General features: G+C 44.7%; 14 protein-coding genes and 1 pseudogene. 6 read left to right on the plus strand and 9 right to left on the minus strand.

The features are described 5' to 3' along the window. Positions 1–2 precede the first annotated feature (2 nt). Complete coding sequence (locus EDC63_RS15460; protein WP_124944782.1) at positions 3–1,217, plus strand: nucleotide disphospho-sugar-binding domain-containing protein; 1,215 nt, start codon at positions 3–5, stop codon at positions 1,215–1,217. Positions 1,218–1,320: 103 nt separating this feature from the next. Here the strand turns inward: EDC63_RS15460 and EDC63_RS15465 are convergent, their stop codons facing one another. From EDC63_RS15465 to EDC63_RS18875, 3 genes and pseudogenes are all read right to left on the minus strand, one after another. Next, positions 1,321–2,844 (minus strand): DUF1302 family protein, encoded by a 1,524-nt coding sequence (locus tag EDC63_RS15465; protein ID WP_223248133.1) that lies wholly within the window; start codon positions 2,842–2,844, stop codon positions 1,321–1,323. 10 nt (positions 2,845–2,854) lie between these two features. Then, a complete protein-coding gene (locus EDC63_RS15470; RefSeq protein WP_223248134.1) occupies positions 2,855–3,523 on the minus strand; it encodes an ABC transporter ATP-binding protein in 669 nt (222 codons plus the stop codon). Positions 3,524–3,565: 42 nt separating this feature from the next. Continuing rightward, positions 3,566–3,838 (minus strand): annotated as a pseudogene (locus EDC63_RS18875) (FHA domain-containing protein); the annotation flags it as partial. A 159-nt stretch (positions 3,839–3,997) separates the two neighbouring features. On the opposite strand from EDC63_RS18875, the gene EDC63_RS15475 reads away from it, so the two are divergent. Beyond that, complete coding sequence (locus EDC63_RS15475) at positions 3,998–4,849, plus strand: outer membrane lipoprotein-sorting protein (RefSeq protein ID WP_124944802.1); 852 nt, start codon at positions 3,998–4,000, stop codon at positions 4,847–4,849. A gap of 66 nt (positions 4,850–4,915) precedes the next feature. Here EDC63_RS15475 and EDC63_RS15480 read toward each other — a convergent pair whose 3' ends face one another. Together EDC63_RS15480 and EDC63_RS15485 are read right to left on the minus strand one after the other, a co-directional pair. Further along, positions 4,916–6,127, minus strand: coding sequence for an ABC transporter permease (locus EDC63_RS15480; RefSeq protein ID WP_124944780.1), 1,212 nt, complete (start codon positions 6,125–6,127; stop codon positions 4,916–4,918). Positions 6,128–6,143: 16 nt separating this feature from the next. Further along, entirely contained in the window at positions 6,144–7,367 is a 1,224-nt protein-coding gene (locus EDC63_RS15485; protein ID WP_124944779.1) for an ABC transporter permease, read from the minus strand. Between the two features lie 264 nt (positions 7,368–7,631). On the opposite strand from EDC63_RS15485, the gene EDC63_RS15490 reads away from it, so the two are divergent. The 4 genes from EDC63_RS15490 to EDC63_RS15505 all read left to right on the plus strand — a co-directional run bounded on the left by EDC63_RS15490 (position 7,632) and on the right by EDC63_RS15505 (position 12,065). Beyond that, positions 7,632–9,251, plus strand: coding sequence for a GMC oxidoreductase (locus EDC63_RS15490; RefSeq protein WP_124944778.1), 1,620 nt, complete (start codon positions 7,632–7,634; stop codon positions 9,249–9,251). A gap of 45 nt (positions 9,252–9,296) precedes the next feature. After that, positions 9,297–10,172: a class I SAM-dependent methyltransferase gene (locus EDC63_RS15495; protein WP_124944777.1), complete on the plus strand. Its 876-nt coding sequence runs from the start codon at positions 9,297–9,299 to the stop codon at positions 10,170–10,172. Between the two features lie 46 nt (positions 10,173–10,218). Beyond that, positions 10,219–10,821 (plus strand): class I SAM-dependent methyltransferase, encoded by a 603-nt coding sequence (locus EDC63_RS15500; RefSeq protein WP_124944776.1) that lies wholly within the window; start codon positions 10,219–10,221, stop codon positions 10,819–10,821. A 224-nt stretch (positions 10,822–11,045) separates the two neighbouring features. Then, a complete protein-coding gene (locus tag EDC63_RS15505) occupies positions 11,046–12,065 on the plus strand; it encodes an EDSAP-1 family PEP-CTERM protein (RefSeq protein ID WP_124944775.1) in 1,020 nt (339 codons plus the stop codon). 547 nt (positions 12,066–12,612) lie between these two features. Here EDC63_RS15505 and prsT (EDC63_RS15510) read toward each other — a convergent pair. The 4 genes from prsT (EDC63_RS15510) to prsK form a co-directional block, all read right to left on the minus strand. Next, positions 12,613–15,399, minus strand: coding sequence for an XrtA/PEP-CTERM system TPR-repeat protein PrsT (gene prsT / locus EDC63_RS15510; RefSeq protein ID WP_124944774.1), 2,787 nt, complete (start codon positions 15,397–15,399; stop codon positions 12,613–12,615). A gap of 71 nt (positions 15,400–15,470) precedes the next feature. Next, positions 15,471–18,266, minus strand: a complete 2,796-nt coding sequence (gene prsT / locus EDC63_RS15515) for an XrtA/PEP-CTERM system TPR-repeat protein PrsT (RefSeq protein WP_124944773.1) — start codon at positions 18,264–18,266, stop codon at positions 15,471–15,473. A gap of 52 nt (positions 18,267–18,318) precedes the next feature. Then, a complete protein-coding gene (prsR, locus tag EDC63_RS15520; RefSeq protein WP_124944772.1) occupies positions 18,319–19,671 on the minus strand; it encodes a PEP-CTERM-box response regulator transcription factor in 1,353 nt (450 codons plus the stop codon). Further along, a complete protein-coding gene (prsK, locus tag EDC63_RS15525) occupies positions 19,668–21,770 on the minus strand; it encodes an XrtA/PEP-CTERM system histidine kinase PrsK (RefSeq protein ID WP_124944771.1) in 2,103 nt (700 codons plus the stop codon). Before prsK ends, prsR begins: the two co-directional genes overlap by 4 nt. Positions 21,771–21,787 lie beyond the last annotated feature (17 nt).

Genomic DNA, 21,787 nt, shown 5'->3' on the forward strand with positions numbered 1-21,787 from the left:
GAATGCCCCGTAAACGCGTACTGTTTATTGCTGAGGCAGTCACCCTTGCTCATGTAGCCAGGCCCTACTTGTTGGCTACAGCGCTTGATCCCGAAAAGTATGAAATTTGCTTTGCCAGTCACCCCCGATACAAGTCATTAATGGGGGAAATCCCCTTTCTCTGGCGAGACATTACTTCCATCCCCAGTGAGCAGTTTCTTACCGCTCTTTCAAAAGGAAGTCCGGTTTACAATACCGAAACATTGCGTAATTACGTTAAAGAAGATCTTGATCTGATAAGACAATTCAATCCGGATGTAATTATTGGTGACTTCAGGTTATCTTTATCCATCAGCGCCCGTGTTTCCAATAAGCCTTATATTGCGCTAACCAATGCTTACTGGAGTCCTTATGGTAAACATCCCTTTCCTGTCCCGGAACTCCCTGTCACTAAAATTTTTGGCGTCAGGTTTGGTCAAATTTTATTTAATATAGCCCGTCCTATCGCTTTTGCTTTCCATAGCATCCCATTGAATAAAATAAGAAAAGAATACGGACTCCCCTCCCTTGGCTTCAATCTGCAGCACATTTATACTGATGGGGACTATACGGCTTACGCTGACATACCAGAGATTTCACCTACCTTTAATTTGCCGTCCAATCATACCTACATTGGCCCGCTTGAATGGTCCCCCAGCATTGCCATGCCCTCTTGGTGGGAAACCATTCCCAAAGACCGGCCTGTCATCTATGTAACGTTTGGAAGTTCTGGAAAAAGCGACCAGCTTGGCCTCATCATTCGGGCTTTACAAGACCTCCCGGTATCGCTCGTTGCTGCAACAGCAGGCCGCACGAATATTCCGCAGCACGCTGATAACATATATATAGCAGACCACGTTCCTGGTAAAAAAGTTGCCGCTGCCGCTGCACTGGTAATCTGCAATGGGGGGAGCCCGACGACTTACCAGGCACTCAGTGAAGGCAAGCCCATGATCGGAATTGCCAATAATCTGGATCAGTATCTGAATATGTCCATGGTACAAAATGCTGGCGCAGGAAAGTTACTTCGCGCCGGTCAAACTTCTGTCTCAGGCATCAGAAAGGCAGTTGAAGCAGTCCTTTCAGATAGGGAAATGGCAAGTAATGCACAAAATTTAATGCATCTCATAGCACAATGCCATCCGGAAGAAAAATTCGAGGCTTTGTTACAAAGGGCCATAAACCAGCCCTTAGCTTGAATAAGTGACCTTGATTTAGCACACCACCATACCCTGCCTGACGGTATATGGAACATTGCCCTAGAGTCCAATTTGAAGGAAATTGCTGCAAACCTGACAAACTTTAGAAACTATAGCGCGCCTCTGTAAAGACACGGTCCTTGTTGTCATACTGCCCAAACAGCCCGGTAGGAGGTCCTTCAAAAATATCTGCGCCTGCTGCCAAACGCCAGTTTCCATCAACTTTCCAGGTTACTTTAAATTGCGCAGACCAGTCTTTGCGATTCAAACTCCTTATCAACAAAAGCTCAGGTTCCAGTTTGGGATGCAAAGCCTGTGTACTGAAAAGAATCGATACACCACTTTCGGTTGTATGAGGCACAATTCCTGCATCGTGATCAGGAAACCAACGTTGAAAGAGTTGCAAGTTAAATCGGGTTTCTTTCGGAAAACTCCATTCCAGCCCAACTACATAATCCAGCATATCCTGCTTCACCAAGCCATCAGCATAAACTGCATTTGTTGTGCTAAATAGTTTATTTTTAGTGTAAATCACCTCCGCCTTTAGCAACATCGGCCCCAAATCTTTACCCAACGTGCCACCAACTTGATGAATACGTTTATGAATAGGCTCATAGGTAATGGTAGGTGTTGGTAACAACGCTATTTGGCGAGAGAAAGCAGCCGAGGGGTCATTGGCTGTATAGTAAAATCCGGAAACATCCCAGCCCCCGGTGAGATAAGACAATCGCGCGCCATAGGCACCGTCATTCAGTCCCGTTGGTTGCTTTTCGGAAGCAATCACCGTTTGAAAGCCAGCCACCGTAGGGGGATTGAGGGGATAAAACTCACTTCCTGGCTTACCGATATTATCGTAGCTCATGTAAGGTATCCACACCCCTTCAGCATGAAAATCCCCTTTGAAATATTCTGCTCGCGCTGCCCATTGCGGAATGCGTATCATGTCAAAATCCGGCAGTATAAACTGCCGCATATCCTTGGCGGATACCACGTCTGCGAAAAACAACCCGACCATTTCACCCCAGACTATATGCTGCCGGCCCACACGAAAATCCAGATCTCCTGCTGAAAAATCTGCATAGGCTTCGCGAACCATGGCTTCAAAGCGCTGATCTTTACGTACCTCTGATGGGTAATAATTAGTCAGATCATAGATAGGATCATAATTTACACGGCCACCCAGCTTCCAAGCCACCCCACCTGCAGTACGGCCTTTGGTTGAAAGGTCCAGAGTGTTATTGAATCGGGACCAATGCTTTTTGTCTGCGTAAGTGTAAGCAAGATCGTTTTGGTAAAACCCGGTAAACTGTAGGGGCGCTGGCGCTGACTGTTTCAGGTTTTCTGTTGCCCTGAGCGCAGACGCCTCAGGCACAACAGTTGCTGGTGCAGCAACCGTAGACTTATCTTGCGTATGGCCAGCAGGAACATTCGATTCCGGTTTTTTCGCGGGCTGTTTGGCTTCAGGTGCAGGGTCTCCAAAGAGATCGTCCATGGATTGGGCTTCGACTTTGCCTTTTCCTGCCGCAGTTGCCGGGTCAGCTGCAAACAACAAACCTAATAATAGTGTTCCAACCAGCCAAGATGACTGATTTAATCGTCGATCATTAAAACCACCCTTTTTTTCCACGGAGCTCCCCTTAGTCCATTATTTGGCCATCGGCCAGTTCAATTACTCTGTCAGCCATCTCCATCACCCGTGCATCGTGGGTAGAAAAGACGAAAGTCGTACCTTCTTCCTGGTTTAATTCTTTCATTAGCCGAAGAATCCCTTCACCCGTTTTATGGTCCAGATTTGCTGTTGGCTCATCAGCTAAAACAATGCCTGGACGAGTAGCAAGAGCACGTGCAATGGCCACTCGCTGACGCTGCCCTCCACTTAACTCATTAGGGCGATGATGCACGTATCGATCAAGCCCGACTACTTTCAAATAATGCGCTACCCTTTCTTGTCGCACTGCTTTAGTCACCTCTCGCTGCTGCAATAAAGGATATTCAACATTTTCCCAAGCGGAAAGAACCGGTAACAAATTGAAAGTCTGAAAAACAAAACCCAGCTTATTTAGCCGCAGATCCGCCAGTGCATCAGGTGATTTACCACTGATATCTTGTCCATCAAGCAAGATTTTTCCGGACGTTGGCGTATCAATACAGCCAATCATGTTTAGCAACGTCGATTTTCCGCTTCCTGATGGGCCTGCCAGCGCTAAAAACTCACCTTTATTAATTGTAAGGGAGACATCACGCAGCGCCGTAACAGTCTGCTTTCCAAGCGCATACTCCTTACTGATGGCTTGAATATCAATAATTGCTTCTGTGGGTTCCGCCGCACTTTCATCGTCATCAACAAATTCAAGCTGAAAAAAGTGAATAGCGAAATGATCTCCAATATTTAATTGCTTCCGCTTAATTTTTTCCCCATTCAACAACACACCGCTTCTGCTTTCAAGATCCTCCAGATAAAACAGGCCATCTTCCCAAATTATGCGGGCATGTCTACGGCTAACGCCTTTGTCCAGCAACTGAATCTGGCATTCCGACGACCTTCCAATTTTAAAATCTGCCTTATACAGACGAATGCGCTTTAACAGCTGTTGATTAAATTTTATCAAAACGCTAGGCATAGGCTAACCCCTTCGCTATCAAAATCGATAACTGGCACGGATAAAATTTAATATTTTGTTTTATGCGACGCATAAATATGACCCCACTCAACATATGTCATATAATACCCGATAATCTTGAGTTATACGTTTTGGGTTAACAGGACACAATTTATGGTCATGACTCCATCTGATTCTCATTCAGTAAACCGCTTTCTCCATTTCAACACACAGCGAACTGAAGCCACTCCCCATGTCTTGCACTTTCGACTAAAACCATTATTGGTGGTTTTCATTGCCTTACTGCTATTGTTTTTATACAAACCTGCGCAAGCTGCTGAAAATACCGGTGAAGACAATATCGCGCGTGAAACGTTAACACGGGCAGATCGTATTCGCTTCCCTGACGAAGGATTTCAAGTAGATGTAACGATCACCACAACAGAACCAGATACGGCTGAAGACGTGCGCACTTACCGGATACTCTCTAAAGGCAACAGCCATACCTTGGTGCAAACGACTGCGCCTGCAATTGATCGTGGGCAAATATTGCTGATGCGCGATCGCGACTTGTGGGCTTTTCTGCCCAATTTATCACAGCCCATTCGTTTACCTCTATCGCAAAAGTTAACGGGGCAAGTTGCAAACGGTGATTTGGCACGTGCTAATTTTACAGGGGATTACAATCCCAAAATTCTCCGGTCAGAAAAAATCAATGACGAATCCTATCAAGTGTTACAGCTGGATGCTGTTGACAATAGCGTGACTTATCGCAAAGTACTCTTCTGGGTAAACGCAAAAAACAATCGACCATATAAAGCGGAATTTTACGCTCTTTCTGGCCGCCTCCTTAAAACAGGTTACTACCAGGAATTTCTCCCGCTGGGAGGTGAAACAAGACCAACCAAACTTATCATAGAAGATTCTTTACGACGTGGCCGGCGTTCGGTGCTTGAATATAACAACATGGTTGTCAGAGATCTGCCTGATAAAATATTTACCAAAGATTATTTAAAAAAATTGAGTCGTTAAATGCTGGCTGTATTGTCTGAAGCCTGTAAGCGCCCATTTTCAATTCAACCTGCCACCCATCTCTGATTAAATGTTGTGGCGCAATGCATCCACAACCAATAAGCGTGAAGCCCGGCGCGCTGGCAATACCGCAGCCACGATGGCTGCCAGCGCGCCAATCAGCATCGCCGTTGCCACTACCCACGGCACCAGGCGAATGGTAGCAATGTAACCAATATTTGAACCAGGGGGAGGAGGCATAGGGAGGCCAAAACCCGATATCGTTACAGCAAGCCCGATGCCGATAACCACGCCAAGAAAACTCCCAATCAGGCCAAGCAAAGCATTCTCGAGCAAAACCAGCTTAAAAAGCTGGCTTCGGCGTAACCCAACTGCAAGCAAGGTACCAAACTCACCCGTTCGTTCGTACACCACCATATTAATGGTGCTGGCTACACTCAAAACCAGCATGACCAGTATAATCGACTGCAATGCGCCAAACTGGCGTCTGTAAAGGGCTTCTGTCTTTTGATAAAAATCGGCCAGTTCATACCAGGGTTTTACTGTATATCCAAGGGGAGCCAGCTTGGCTCTGACAGCAGCTGCAACCAAGTCTGTTTTACTGGTATCGTCCAGCAATACAACCACACTATGTATCGACTGGGTAAACAATAATTCCTGAGCCGCTGGCAGCGAAATCCTTACAGCCCTGTCATCATAATCCTTTGAAAATGTTCTAAAAACACCGACAACCTCATATTCAAGCGTATTCAGCGCACCTTCCCGTGTATTCACCATCAAGGTGACAAAACTACCGGGCTTCAACTTCAAAGCCGCAGCAACACCTTCACCGATTACCATCCCGAATGTGTCTTTTTCTTGCAAAGAGCGACCCGCAACAATCGTTGTTGAGGTACCCAAGCGTGCCTCCTTGCCTGGCTCCACGCCTTCGCCAATAATGGGTAAATCAGCACGGCCATTATTAGCCAATCCAGAAAAACTGACCCGACTCATCACAGCCTTCACATGCGGAATAGACTGAACGGCGTCTTGCACTATTTTGGGCTGCGTAATTACGTGCTTCAAAGGATCACCTTGCGCAGAATCCGCAAATCCATTCCGAAAAATCTGAATATGCCCAATCCGAGAGTGAATAGTTGACTCACGTAACTGTACAAAAACATCTTCAACAAATCCGCCGCTGATAATAATGGCAATCACACCCGTGATAATGGCCGCCAGTGTCAACGAAGTGCGTAAGCGATTACGGAAGATATTGCGGAAGGCAAGCTTTAACATAGGGCTTTCGCAGTCCTCAGATATTATGTCGCAAAGCGTTAATAATTTGAAGGCGAGACGCCTTCCATGCTGGATACAAGCCTGCAAGAGCGGTAGTTATAAACGCAATCAGAAACGCATTCATTACTACATTTAATGTCACCCGTATTTCTGCCGTGAACCCTCTTTCCATACCAGGCGGCGGGGGCATAGGTATGCCAATAGCTGAGATCAGCTCAGCCAATCCGTAACCAATTACCAATCCCAACGTAGCCCCAATAAACCCCAGCAAAATTCCTTCAATGGCAAATAGCCGGAGAATCTTTTTTCGTTTAAAGCCAATAGCCAGAAGGGTACCGATCTCGCCCGTGCGTTCAAGCACGTTCATTACCAGCATGTTGGAAATACTCAGTACAATAATAAAACCTATGATCAGCCGCAATACATTCATCTGCTTGGAGAACAAGGCTACCGTTTTATTGTAGAAATCCGCTTGTTGGTACCATGGCACGAATTCCAGCTTATTATCTGCTAAAGGAAAGCGTGCTCGGAACTGCGCAAGAAACGCATCCGTACGATCAGTTTCATTCAGCAGAACCAACCATGCATGTGCTCCGCTAACACGCAACAATGAGTTCGCAAGCCCGATAGGCAACCTTAAAGCTGCATCGTCATAGGCTTTGTTTGTGCTGGTAAAAATCCCTGTAACTTTTGCTTCTACAGCGTTCATACCGCCGCCAGAAGCCGTAGCCAGTAATGCAACGGTATCACCCGGCTTCACATTCAGACTTCGCGCCAATCCGCGTCCCAACAAAACCTCCTTGGCCGTCAAACTGGTTAAATCATGGCCATCCACAATATGAAGCGCCTTACTTAGCTTCACTTCTTTTTTCGGATCAACACCATCAGCTACAAAAGCGACTGTTGTTTCGCCATGACTAACAAGCCCCGTCACTGACAAGCGGGGGGCGACCAGAACAACACCCGGCATAGATTCAATTGCACTACGCTGGGGCAATTTCTCCGGCAAAATAAAAGCATAGGGATTTGCAACGCCCGCATTGAGATAGCCTGGGCGCACGACCTGGATGTGACCTAGCTGCGACTGAATGGTACCTTCACGCATCGCCCAAAAAATCCACTGAATAAAGCCATCAGCAAGCACCAGGGAAGTGACACCAATAGCAACTGTAAGCAAAGCAGCCATTGCTCGGCGGCGATTTCGAGTGAGATTACGCGCAGCAATCAACAAATTAATCATGGCTTACCAATACTTATTTTTAGATACGCTCAGACTTCAAACACAATATCTGAATGCGTTATTAAAAGATTGCAGAGTCGAAATTTGAACTATTTTAGAATAAGCGCCATATATTATAAAAACACACCATTAGTACATCTAACGCATCATACAACATTATGTTTGCACAGTAGCATTGCTTAATAAAGTGCAATTGTCGAACAATATGAGACTTTGGTCTACTCGTACCCTATTATCAATAGAAATGATATAACATTAAAATTCATGTTAGAAAAATTCACAAATCAGCACTGGGATGTCATCATCGTCGGTACAGGTATGGGTGGAGCCACACTTGGTCACGCACTGGCCAAAGCGGGGAAGCGCGTGCTTTTTTGCGAGAAAGGCAAATTTCAGGATGCCGCCACAATACTTAAAGGCCTCTACCCCGAAGAGCAGTTCAATCCACCCTCTGTACCGCAACCCATTCATCAACCGCTATTAGCTGATGCTGGTCGTAACTGGGAAATAGTGACTGACCGAAGCACGGCTAACCCCAAAAGTTATGTTCCGTTTATAGGTGCTGGCACGGGTGGTTCAACTGCATTATATGGTATGGCGCTGGAACGTTTTTTCCCTCAAGATTTCACCCCTCGCGCTAACCATCCGCTAGCTACAGATAGCAGCCTGCCAGAATCCTGGCCCATCACTTACGATGAGCTTGCCCCTTATTATAATGAAGCTGAAGCACTATTCAGAATTCGAGGGGATGTCGACCCCCTGCGTGACCGTCATTTCAATCCGCTGTATCAGAAGCCGCCTCCAATGACAAAAGGAAGCCACGCGCTTTTCGAGTTTCTGAAAGTGAAAGGGTATCATCCCTATCGCTTGCCCCTTGCTTGTGAATTTAAAGAAGGCTGCAACTGTTGCCAAGGCTTCCTTTGCCCTTTGCAATGTAAAAACGATAGCAACCGCGTTTGCCTGACCCCAGCTCTTGAAAAATTTGACGCTCAGCTCCTTGATGAATGCCAGGTCATAAGGCTGGAAGCTACGGCCACGAACATAACAGGTGTGGTCTGTAAGCGGCATGACGAGACATTTACCCTGCGTGCCATGATTGTTGTTTTAGCCGCTGGTGCGCTTTACACCCCGGGCATTCTCTTGAATTCCGCTTCAACCCTTTGGCCGCAGGGGATTGCCAACAACTCCGGTATGGTTGGCAAAAATTTAATGCGTCATTATGTTGATTTACACCTGCTCAATCTCAAAACTCGTGGTATTGCTGACAACAGATTCAAGGAACTGGCCTTCAACGACTTTTATTTTTCAGCAAGCGAAAAACTGGGTTCAGTTCAATCTTTCGGGGCATTACCTCCCGCAAAACTGCTTGCGGAATCTCTCGGACACGATTTACAGCATGGCCCGCTACCATTTGTCGGAATTTTTTACAAGCTAATTCAACCAATAATCCAAAAATATCTGGCATATATATTGCCTCGCCGCTTAATTTTAGCTTCCGTAGTTGAGGATCTCCCTTATACGGACAATCGGGTGGAAATTGACAAAAGCACCGGCCATTTGCAATTGTTTTACAACATTCATCCAGGCGAATTGAAGCGGATCGAACAAATGCGAAATAAAATGCATCATTTATTCAAGCCCTTCAAACCATTGCTGATTCAGCAAGCAGAAAACAATGAGCGTTTAGCTCATGTCTGTGGAACTTGTCGATTTGGAGACGACCCTACCAAAAGCGTCCTGGACAAAAACAACAAAGCTCATGGAGTAGACAATCTATATATTGTCGACGCATCATTTTTCCCCTCAAGTGGCGGTATTAATCCAGGTCTCACCATTGCTGCGAATGCGCTGAGGGTAGCGCGAGTTATACAATCACTGTGCTAGTATGAACAAAATATTCAACCTCTCAATTTGACGCAAGGTTTATTCATGAATAGCTATGTTTGTGCAATATGCGACCACCACACTCAAAATCCAGGTCCAAATGAATTGGGCTCATGCCGTGGTAATACAATACGTTTTCGTGATCAGATGTTCCACCTCTGGAAGTGTCCTAAGTGCCATAGCATACATAATGTAGATCCAGTTGATTTTGCCGATATCTACCATGACTACCCACTTAATAAGCGCAAACTCGACATTTATGCCCGCGGGACATTAAAAAACCTGTTAAAACGTCTTAAAAATGCAGGGCTTAGTGGAAAATCCGCATCCATACTGGATTATGGTTGCGGGAACGGCGTATTCCTGCAATTCCTGAAAGAAAATGGCTATCATAATATTGTTGGTTACGACCCTTTTGTCGAGGAATACAAGCAATTACCAAATAAGCTTCTATTTGATTGTGTTGTAGCAAATGATGTCATTGAGCATGTACCTGATCCACGTGCCACAATCAAAGAGTGTGCATCATTAGTCAAACCAGGGGGGCTGCTTTATCTTGGAACAGCTGATTCTGAACCGGTTAACATGAACGATCTTGAGCCACACATCATGCGCTTGCACCAACCATTCCATCGCATCATTATCACTCAGGAAAGTTTGCGCCAACTTGCCAAAGAAACAGGGATGGAACTAATTAATGCATATCGCCGTTCTTATATGGATACCCTGATGCCTTTCTCAAACTACCGCTTTCTAGACGAATTCAACCGGGAACTGGGCCACACTCTGGATTCCGCCCTGGACCCAAAATCAGCCAGCATCGTTCCTCGAAAGCCAATGCTTCTATTTTATGGGCTCTTTGGGTATTTTTTTCCATCTGCCTATGAACCCGCTGTCATCCTGCGCAAACCTGCTATTTAAGTCCAACAACCAAACCCATCCGCTTGGATATTAAAGGGAGAGCACCATGAAAATGAATTGGGTTGAAAAAATGCTGATGAATAACCCCATCCGCGCTGCATTTCAAATTTGGTATGAAGTCCCATTGCTTGAGCGACTTGGCGGTCGCACTGAAGGTATGAAAGTGTTGGAAGTAGGTTGTGGGCGAGGAGTAGGCACTGAACAAATACTGAATCGCTTCGGTGCAAGTTCTGTTTTGGCCATGGATCTGGACCCGGATATGGTGCGCTTGGCCCGTAAGCGTTTAATGAAATATCCGGCAGACCGCTTATCTCTCACGGTAGGCGACGTAACGGCTATCCAGGCAGAAGATCAGTCTTTCGATGCTGTATTTGATTTTGCCATTATTCACCATGTACCGATATGGCAGGATGCACTCAAGGAAATTCACCGTGTACTCAAACCTGGAGGGCGTTTTTTTTTCCAGGAAGTTACCAGCCATGCGCTGGAAAAATGGTCATATCAAACGTTTATGGTACATCCAGTAGAAAATCGATTTAGCGGAACTGAGTTTATCAATGAGCTGGAACGACTAGGTATCCAAGTCGGCACTAAGACAACTGAAAAATATGGCGGAGATTTTGTTTACGGAGTAGGAATAAAAAAATAAATGCCAATAAACTCGATTTAAACACCTCAAAATTGTCGAAATTTTTTACACTCTGCCCTCTTATAAATATTTAAAAACCAATAACATATTGTTTTAAAATAAATATTTTTTTCTGGCCTGCTTCTTGCTTATTATTTATTGCAAGAGGCTCAGTAACTGCCGCTAAATTATTAATGATGTAAAAAAACATCAAACCGAATTAATTTTAATTGGAGGTCAAAACCATGAACATGAGACAAACAACCATTGCAGCAGCTGTTTTAACTGCACTTACAATTGGCGCTGCTAGCCAGGCTGCAGCGAGCGTTTATGCCCGCTCCTATCTTGATATCAGCAACTTGGTAATCTTGCCAGTTACGTTCACTGGCCCTGGTGGAACGCCTGTTGTTAATACAACAGGCGTTAAAGTTGGTAACTACACCTTTTCCGGCCAAAATACTGCATCACTGAATAACGGCCCAACAGCGGCCGACACAAAGGTTTGTTCAGGCATATTTGGGGGCGCTACGTCTTGTGGTGCTTCTGGCAACAGACTTGACCCATTAGTTGTTAATGCGGCTGGTAGCACAACGATTCAAGGTGAAAATACTTTTACCTTTAACGGTCCAGGTGCTGGTCAATACGCCAACGCCGACGGCAAACTTTACACTGCTTCTGTTGCAGGTGATGCATCTACTCATACCAGAAACATTGCTGAATCTGAGTTGCAGACCGGTACTGCAGCAGCAGCAGCATCAGTAATTGATTCCATCACCAAGTTTACCTTCCAATTCAGCACAACAGCAGCAGGTACACTGATGATAGCATTTGATGCTATTCAAAACATGCTGGCATCTATTAATGACCCAGCAGGTGCAGCGCATCAAGCTACCGGCACAATGAACACGGAATTAAAGATTTCTAATGATTCCAATCCAGCCGATTTCGTTCTTTACAATCCAGATGGTAGCGCTACAACAGGTTGTGTCACAGTTGGCACGAGCTTTTCCTGCTCCGAACAACTTGACCCATTCTCACTGAATACAAGTGTTGCTACCAGTACTGATGGCACTTCCAGTGCTTTAGTTAATTCTGGTTCTTTCCTAACATTCATCGGACTAATGGGATCAGGTAACTATACCTTTACCTTATCTGAGAAGAAAAGTACGACTCTATCCAGAGTGCCAGAGCCAGGTATTATGTCTCTGTTAGGCATTGGACTACTTGGAATGGGTTTGGCTTACCGCCGTAAAAACAATGCGTAATTAAACATTGTTTATGAAAAGGCGCAGCTTCGGCTGCGCCTTTTTTTATATTCTATATCCAAATAGAAATACCGAATCATTGATTCATAACCAGGCTTGCTTGTAAACTTAAGTCTAAGCATTTCACCTCACATACCCAACAAATAAGCTACACATCTTGCAGTCCGATAGGCATTTGTACTCTGCCTGTCTGTTCAACTACGTGGTTAGAATTATTTCACGCTAGAAATCTTCGTAGATAAATGAGTATTAAAAAATACCCAATTAATACCAGACAAAACCAGTTGAATGAATTTTTTGAAAAAGACAGGAGCGATTCACTTAATTTTATTACAAAACATTAACATACACTAATTGTCGAAAAAATTTACAACATACGTATATATGTCTGGATTCAATCGGACGACTGATTTTACTTGTTGCCATTAAAAGTGATAGCCTCAACACCTTTAATGGCAATCTGAAGAATCAATTCAAGCGCAACCCGTAATATTAAGAAGGCTGAAATTTACAGCTATTAATACACCATAAAGTTTACGCTGATTTATTATTTATTTTTGGAAGCACTTATGCTATCTAGCAAAGCTTGAGCTTCCTTGCCTGATTGTGTTTTGGGTTCCTTTTTAACCACCACATCAAGGACGCGTCTAGCCTCTTCTGATCGTTTCTGCTGAACCAAAGCTTGTGCCAAATGTAGCTGAATCTGTGCATCACCGGGTGCCTTAGTTGCTGCATCTCGTAACAAGCTGGCTGCGCCGCTAATATCGCCATTTTTTAGCGTTAACATCCCTAATGTGTCCAATACGACAGGCGTTTTTGGCGCTAATTGATAAGCTCGTTGCGCATACTCAAACGCCTGTTTTGGAGATTTATCGCGTAATAGCCATGCAAGGTTATTCAATGCCTGAACGTAATTAGGATAGAGTTTAATTATCTGCGTATAAGTCGCTATCGCATCAGCTTCCTTTCCAACGCTCAGGTAAGCCTCTCCTAATGAGAGAAGCACTTCTGAATCGTCCGGATGATCTTTTAACCAGTCCTTCATCACAATAAACGCTTGATCCGTTTTTTTCTGCAACCACAAACTTCGGGTAAGCAATATCAACAACTCCTGATCTGGTTTTTGTTTCAGGGCTACTGTGAAAATTTTCTCAGCAGCAGCATAATCACCGATCCCAAGCGAGAACCAACCATCAATCCCTAGTACCTCTGTGCGCTCGCCAAAGTCTTTGTGCAATTTGGATATGGCCTCTTTTGCCTGCTTGGTTTGCCCTAGTTGCACAAGCATCTTGATCTCGCCCACACGCGCTGGCAAATATTTAGGATCCAGTTGCAATGCGCGTTCCAATTCTTTTCGTGCTCCAACGGAATTACCACTTGAAGCCATACTGTCACTTAAATAAAAATGTGCTGGCGAGGAATTAGGATAACGTTTTGCCATTTTTTCAAACACCGCTCTCGCTCCAGCAGCGTCACCACTTACCATGAGTGCCTTACCATGCAACTCCAATAACGCTGGCTGTTGCTGAAACTGTGTATCACTTACACTACGTGTAATTTCCAAGGTTTTATTGGCCTGACCCATCTGCAAATATGTTTTAGCAAGCTGAATCCGGATAGCCTGATCCCCAGGAATATTTTTAGCTGCTTGCTCCAGTACCTGAACACTGGCCGCAACACCTTCTGCACGTACTTTTGCGTCTGCAAGAATCAAGGCAGACACCACATCCTTTGGATACGCTTTCACGATCGGCTCCAGTAAAAGCACCGCCTTTTTTGGATCACCGATCCTGACTTCGATCCTGGCAATATTCTGTGTAGCAGAAACATCACCTGGACTGAGTTTCAGCACTTGCTCAAGCTCGACTTTAGCTTTTTCCCACTGATTTAGAGCAAGATGGGATGCAGCCATCAAATTTAAAGGGTCGACTTTGTCTGGATTACTTTCATGCAATTTGGTTGCACGCGTGAGGGTTTCTGCATGATTACTTTGCTTAAAACTTGCTATCGCAAGCAGTAAATTTCGTGAATAGGCATCATCGGTAGTGCCCACGCCCTCATCCAGCTTTTGTCCCGCCAACAGCTTGGCAGTCATCACCAAATCTTGTGATTGTTTAGATTTTGGATCAATTGATACGGCTTTCAGTGCATATTCCAAAGCCTGATTCGCGTTGCCTTCCAAAAGATACAAATTAGCTAACATGTTTAGAGTAGCAATGTCATCCGGCTTATTTTTCAATGTGCTAAGAAGCAAGTCACGCGCAGCGCCATATTCTGCCTGACTCATCTGTATCGCGCCAAGCAGCCGCTTGGCGCCAGAGGAGCCAGGCATCTGAGCAATCAGTTTTTGGGTTAAACCAAGGGCCTGTTCCATGTGTCCAAGGCGAAAGTGTGTAGTTGCCAGATACATCTGATTAGGTATAAATGTTGGGTCATTTTTGTAACTTAACTCAAACGCGGATAACGCTTCTGGATATTTGTTCTGCGCAAAATAAGACAATCCACTCACGTAGCTCACATAGGGATGATCTTTCCACCCATCTTTTTTGAGTGTTTCAATATCAGTCGCAGCCTCTTTGTATTTTTTAAGCTGTATGCGCACCAGCGCGCGTCTCGCCAACTCTAAACTGGTCACTTTTCGAACCTTGATCGACTCAGTGAATGCTTTCTCCGCTTCGGCTGCATGTCCTTGCACCAACTCCAGATCACCAAGTACACTCCAGGGTTCAGGAGCAGTTGGATCAGCCTTAATCGCTAAATCAAGCTCGCTACGCGCTGCATCGTAGTTTCGATTAAATGCATTGAGTATGGCGATTCCAAGATGTACAGGGCCAGAATCACTCTTGGTTGCAAGTGCTTCATCAAGTACTTGTCTAGCCTGCTCTAATTTACCTTTCATGACTAATGCTTGGCCGCGAAGGGCTAAGGTTGCAGCTTTTTCAGCTTGAGGCATATCAGCTGGCAATTCGGATGACTCTTTTATTACCCGATCCATATCCCCTTGAAGCAAAATGGACTTAACCAAGATTGGAAGTGCTGCCGAGCGGGACAACCCGAGTTCCATAGCTTTTCTGATTTCTTTTTCTGCTCGCTCATTTTCCCCAATATTTAATGCAACCTTCCCCAGTAGCCAACGTCCTTCTACTGACTTAGGATCCTTTTGCACTGCATTGGTTAATTCAATGAGCGCTGGGCGATATTCCCCTTTATCCAAATAGTTTTTAGCATTTGCCACATGCTCAACAGAAGTTTGGTTGCTGCCACAACCACCAAGAGACAACAATCCAACTATTGCAACTGATACTATAAAATTCAACCGACTAAAATATCGCATGGTCACCCCATATATTTTATATTTTTTTATATTTCTTCAATCTTCACTTTTTAACAGGATGGCATTCTTATCTACCCTCCCAACTGTTTGAGCAGTTCGCGTGCCTTTCCTTCTTCTGAGAAGCTTAAATGACTGTCAAACAACCTTTTAAGTTCTTTTTTAGCTTGTTCCCGGTTACCCGCCTGAAAATATCCATACGCCAGATGCCAATGTATCTCACCCGCATCAGGCTTCTTCGACAATGCATGCTGTAATAATTTAATCCCGCGGTCAGCTTGACCTTGGCCGACTAAAATCCAGCCGAGTGTATCTGTAATCGCTATATTTTCTGGTTGCAACTTATAAGCCTTTTCTGCCATTTCAACTGCACGCGGATCTTTTTCTTGCTGGTAAAGCCAGGCTAGATTATTTAGTGCAAGCAAATTATTAGGCTCTTTCTGCAGGATAAACTGATATTGTGGAATCGCTGATTTGTTTTGCGAATGTTGCATGTAATTTTCAGCCAGGTAAGCGCGGGTTGGCAGATCATCAGGATGTTCAACTAACCATTGTTGAATCTGGCTCTCGGCACTCTTCACGTTTCCTGCAAGTACTTTTGATCGGTGTGCGTTAATTACTAATTCACTAGTCTTTTCCAACTTAAAGGCTTTATCATATACGCTTGCTGCCTGGCCGTATTCTTTCTGTGCCATGAACACCCCACCTTCGAGACTAAACCCGAGCGCGGCTTTTGGAAGCTGTTTTTGTACTTGCTGAGCATACTTCATTGCGTCTGAGTATTTTGCCCCTTTTACATAGAGTGCGATCAGTGCAACCTTTGGTTCTATATAATCAGACTTCATATCAAGTGCTTTAATATAAGAAGCTTCAGCGGAGGCAGAATCGTTCATACCAAATTGGACTGAACCAAGTTTGTATAGTGCCAGTGGAGATTTTGGCAACTGTCCGACCAAACCTTTGTAAGTTGCCAAAGCATTATCTTTTTCCCCAGCAGCAAATTGCATTGAACCAAGCAAATCCAACGCTTCTGGATTTTTGGGGTTTGAAGTTTGTGCTTCCCGAGCTTGCATTAATGCTTTTTGTGGCTCTCTCTTCTGTAAATAGTAATTTGCCAAGAGCACCCGCGGCTTAAGAACCTCTGGATTGGCTTTTATTGCTTTCTCCAGCCAGTTTACATATTCCTTTTCCTGTCCACTCCCTGCAGCAAGCACTGCTAGCGCAAGCATAATTTGCTGATTATCTTTGTCTTTTGCCAATATCGCTTCAAAGCGTTTGCGTGCTAATTCCGGTTTTTTGTCCTTTATATCCAGTTGAGCCAAATTCATGGCTGCGGGGACATAATTAGACTTTAAGGCCAATGCATGCTCAAAACTCTTGCGCGCATTTACCGTATCATTTTTTCCCAAATAGGCCGCACCTTTAAGGTTAAAGGTAATGGGGTTGTCAGGTTGTTTTTTTTCTAAGGCTGCAATCGCTTTTAATGATCCATCAAAATCCTTTTTTCCCAGGTAAGTCAGCGCTAGCATGATATCTGCCGAATGCTGATTGGGATCATTTCCAGCAGCCGATTCCAGTTCCGCCACTGCATGCGCCGTATCACCCTTGGCGAGACGGCTAACACCCAACTCGGTTCGTAAGGCTGTGTTCTTGGGATCAATCGCTACTGATTTCTCGAAATATTCTGTTGCGTTGCCATAATCGTTCATTGCCATATAAACTTCACCTGCAAGGGCTAGCAATTGAGGATCTTTTATCTCGCCGGTTAATGCCGGCTTAAGGGTGTTCAATGCCCGCTCAGCCTGCTTGGTTTTTAGCAAAGTAGCAGCAAGCAATTTGCGGGCGTAGATATTGTTGGGAAACTGATTCAGAAATTTGCCCAAGTCAGATTCGGCTTGTTCATAAGTACCCAGTGCAAAGCTGATTGCCCCTGAAAGCAGTACGCTTGGCATGTGATTTGGGGCAATCTTTAACACTTGCTGAAGCTCATCTCTTGCTTCCGAATATTTTGCCTGTCGAAACTCAAGTAATGCCGCCATATATTTTGCCAGCAAGTTTTTCGGCTCAACTTTGCGCGACACTTGAATTTCTTTGCTCGCCTCTTCCAACTTATTGGCCGCCAGGTACATGGATGCAAGTGCAATATGAGCTGTAACATTATTTGCTTCAATCTTTACTACTTGCTGATAAGCAGCCATGGCACCTGTTAAGTTTGATTGCATTCGCAGCAGATCACCCTTCATCAGCCAACCTTCTATGTTTTTGGGAGATTTTTCCAATGCGATGTCGATTTGCTTCATGGCTTCGACAATATCTTTTGCTGCGACAGCTAATCGTGCCTTCCCAAGATAAGCCTCGGCATTATCAGGTTGCTGCTTAATTGCCTCCTCTAGCTCTGCCTTTGCTTCATCTTGCTTTCCTAAAGCTAGATGCGCATTTGCTCTTAGCGTTAAAATTTTTGCGCCTGCCTCTCCCTTTCGCTCTGAAGTAGAAGTATCATCTAGTAATTGTTTGAACTCTCCCTGCTTGAGTAAAATCTCCGCAAGAAGCAGTTGCACATTATTTGGATCTATACCTAGCTGGCGTGCTTTTCGTAGCTCCTTTTCTGCAGCCGAAAGATCACCCGTTTCATTGTATATTTTTCCTAATAAATATCTGGCATCCCCATTTTCTGCATTTTTCTGCAAAGCATTTTTTAGCTGAATAATGGCTGCTTTGCTTTGTCCACTCTTATACAAAGTTTGAGCTTCCTGGAGGTATTTCGCACTGGTTTCACCTTTATTACACCCCGCAATCCCTATAAGTGCGGAAAAAACAAGCGCCGTTAGAAGGGACGGAAATGGTGTTTTAATTTTTTGGGGTGATAGCATTATTTTGCCTTGTTATATTTGATATTTTGCACACAGTTAAGAAAGAGCTTTTTTATTTCAACCCATAACGACTAACCAAATCATAAAGTGTCGGTCTGCTTACGCCTAATAATTCTGCAGCTTGTGCCACATTGCCGTTAGCCCGACCCATTGCCCTGACTACGGCCTTTCGCTCGGCCTCATCCCTGACTTGTCTTAAATTAATAGGCTCGCTTTCACCTTCAAAATGTGTCAATCCAAGATCTGCATCACTTATCTGTGAGCCTTCAGCCATAATGACAGCGCGCTTAATGACATTTTCCATTTCCCTGACATTTCCTGGCCAGTTATGACTTTCGATCACAGTCAGCGCATCCTGGGAAAACCCTCTTAAAGCCCTGCCTTGCTGCTGACTGAATTTATCCAGAAACGCATGGGCTAATAATGTTGGGTCTCCCTCGCGATCACGAAGGGGCGGGATATTGACCGTAATTTCGCTAATGCGGTAAAAAAGATCTTCACGAAAACGACCGTCTTTTATTTGTTCATGCAATTTTTGGTGTGTTGCACACACTACTCGCACGTCTACCGGGACTTCACCTCTCCCGCCCAGCCTTTCAATAACACGCTCCTGTAAAAAACGTAACAATTTAGCCTGTAAAGACATGGGCAAATCACCAATTTCATCAAGGAACAATGTACCGCTATTGGCATATTCAATCTTGCCGATAGTTTGCTTCGTCGCTCCTGTGAAGGCACCCTTCTCGTATCCAAACAACTCACTTTCCAACAAATTTTCTGGAATAGCGGCACAATTGATTGCAACAAATTTCTGGTTTAGTCGGGTACTCAAATCATGGAGAGATCTTGCCAGCAACTCTTTACCCGTCCCGCTCTCACCTAAAAGTAAAACTGTGGCATCGGAAGGCGCAACTTTTTCGACGGTTCGACATACTTTGAGCATTTGCGGGTCAACGCTGATGATACCTTGCATTGGGGATTCTTGATGGTTTGCCAATAATCTGCGATTTTCCTGCTCAAGATCATGCAATCGAAAAGCACGCCCTATAATCAGGGAAAGCATTTCAGGTTCAAATGGTTTCTGATAAAAATCGTAAGCACCAAGTCCAATTGCACGAACAGCATTTTCACGATCCTGATTTCCAGTCACCACGATTACTTTAGTGCCAGGAGCCAGAGCAAGCATTTGCTCTAATGTTGCTAACCCTTCGCTGGCGCCATCTGGGTCGGGTGGCAACCCCAAGTCCAATATAGCAACTGGCGGTTCAAAGCGTCGAATTTGATTCAATGCGCTTTCCCGATCTCCTGCAACCAGAAGTTCATACCCTTCGAGACTCCACCTTACCTGTTTTTGTAAACCGATGTCATCTTCAACAAGCAGCAACGTTTTTTTCGTTGAACTCACACCCCTTCCCCTTGTAATGAAGCTATGTCATTCTCTGATTTTGTATTTAACGGTAATATAATCTGGAACAAGGTTCCTTGCTCCAGGATGCTACTCACTTCGATACGACCACCTAATTCCCGGATATATTCCTGACATTCGTGTGCGCCGATTCCCATTCCAGATCCTTTGGTTGTATCAAACGGTCGGAATAAGCGCTCGCGAAGAAACTGTTCGTCCATTCCCTTACCATTATCCTGAACAGCAATCATCGCACATCCGTCCTGCTGCGCCAACCTGATTTTAACCCAACCGTCATATTGTGTCGCTTCGCTTGCATTTTGCACTATATGGCCTATTACACGAAGTAAGCGCTCTCTATCGGCCAGAACAAAAAGTCCCGGTTCTGTTTGCTCAATCACAGGCAACGGTTTGTAAATCGCTTTCTCTTGCACTACCTTCTCTAGCAGCTTTGCCAAATCCAGCTGTATCCTACCTGTTACTTCTGTTTTTCCGCTGCGTAATTGCGCAAGCAATTTATTCATTTTTTCTACCGAGTTATCTACGGTACTCAACATGTCATCTTTAAATTCCGGGTTATTCCAATGCTTTTCAGCATTGGCTACCATTAAGGATAACTGTGCGATCAAATTTTTCAAATCATGCACCACAAACGCCGACATGCGATTAAATGATTCAAATTGTCGCGCCACAACCAGCGCCTCGGTTGCCTGCATCTGCGCAAGGTTACTTGCCGCTTGTCGACCCGCGGTTTTAAGCAAATCGCTCACTTCCCAATTAAAGCCAACTTGACTGCGAGAGTGCGTTAACAGCACAAAACCCAGCAAACGTTCATGCAAAATCAACGGAACAATCAACCAGCTCCTGGGTACGGCCAACAGCCAATCCGGAATGGTTAAATCATGATACATTTCCGGCGTATTTTTATATTCTTCCAGATTGATTACCCACTGCTGCTTTTCGAGGAACGCGCAAAGTGAACTATTGTCCGATTCAACCCCCTCTGCTACGGGTAGATTCCAGTGCGCATATCGTACATAATTCCCTGCATCCTTCCTCATCCATAAGGCACCAGCAGGGCTTTCTACCAACCCGGCAATTGCTTTAAGTGCACTTTCACAAATCCTCGCTCCCGCTTCTCCAACTGACAGGGCCTGTGTAAATCTCAGCCATTCTTCTCGATAATCATATTTATAGCTGAAAAAATGCTTACTCAAAAAAACTTTCAGCCTTGCTCTTGCTGAACCAGAAAAAAACATTAACAAGAGTAATACCAGCGCCCCAAACAAAAAAGCCGTTTGCAACACCGATCCCCAATTACCACCAAACACGCGTATGTAATAACCTGCGGCTGCCATCACCAACAAGAAAACTCCGGCACCCAACAATGCTGCGCTATGAAATACTATCCGCCTGGAAACATGCACATCAAAAGACCATTGTGGATTTCGCGCAGCTGATACAAAAATTAACGGTACCATTAACGCATTACTTACGCCCCTGGCTGCCCATAGATTGGCATCGATATGCCAAAACAACATAGCATCGGCGTACAGAAAAAAATCATAAGCAAAAATTGCACCAACACCTAGGCACAGAAATTTCACCCCCCAGCGCTGCTCAACAGGCGTATTACGAAATACCTGCTCAACTAAAACCATTCCAGCTACTGCCATCACTACCCTGCTGGCAATATCTGTCAGAAAATAGATTTGCCTTGGCAGTTCCCGGTTTCCGGAGTGGATAAAAATACTCACTGCCAATACAGCAACGCAAAAACCCAGCAAGCTAAACAAAATAAATTGAAATTTTCGACTGGACCTGATCAATGCATTTTTTGAGATTCCGAACATACCTGCGAAGAAAGTTATCCACGCAATATTCCGCAATATTTCTAATGCATTAATCCAGGCCGGAATAAATTTTCCGGTAAAAAGCGCATAGGCCGTAACCCCCGCCCATATTGCTGATACCAACGATGCAGAAGCTAGCAAGACGCCTTGGAAGCGGCCTTGCCATCCTGTCAATAATGAAAACGTGAGAAATAGAAAAGCCAGCGCACCCGTGATATAGCTAAGTACGCCAATATTCAGTTCCATTAAGTAAATTGCCCGCC

Origin of the sequence: Sulfurirhabdus autotrophica (assembly GCF_004346685.1) — a bacterium.
GTDB classification, from domain to species: domain Bacteria; phylum Pseudomonadota; class Gammaproteobacteria; order Burkholderiales; family SMCO01; genus Sulfurirhabdus; species Sulfurirhabdus autotrophica.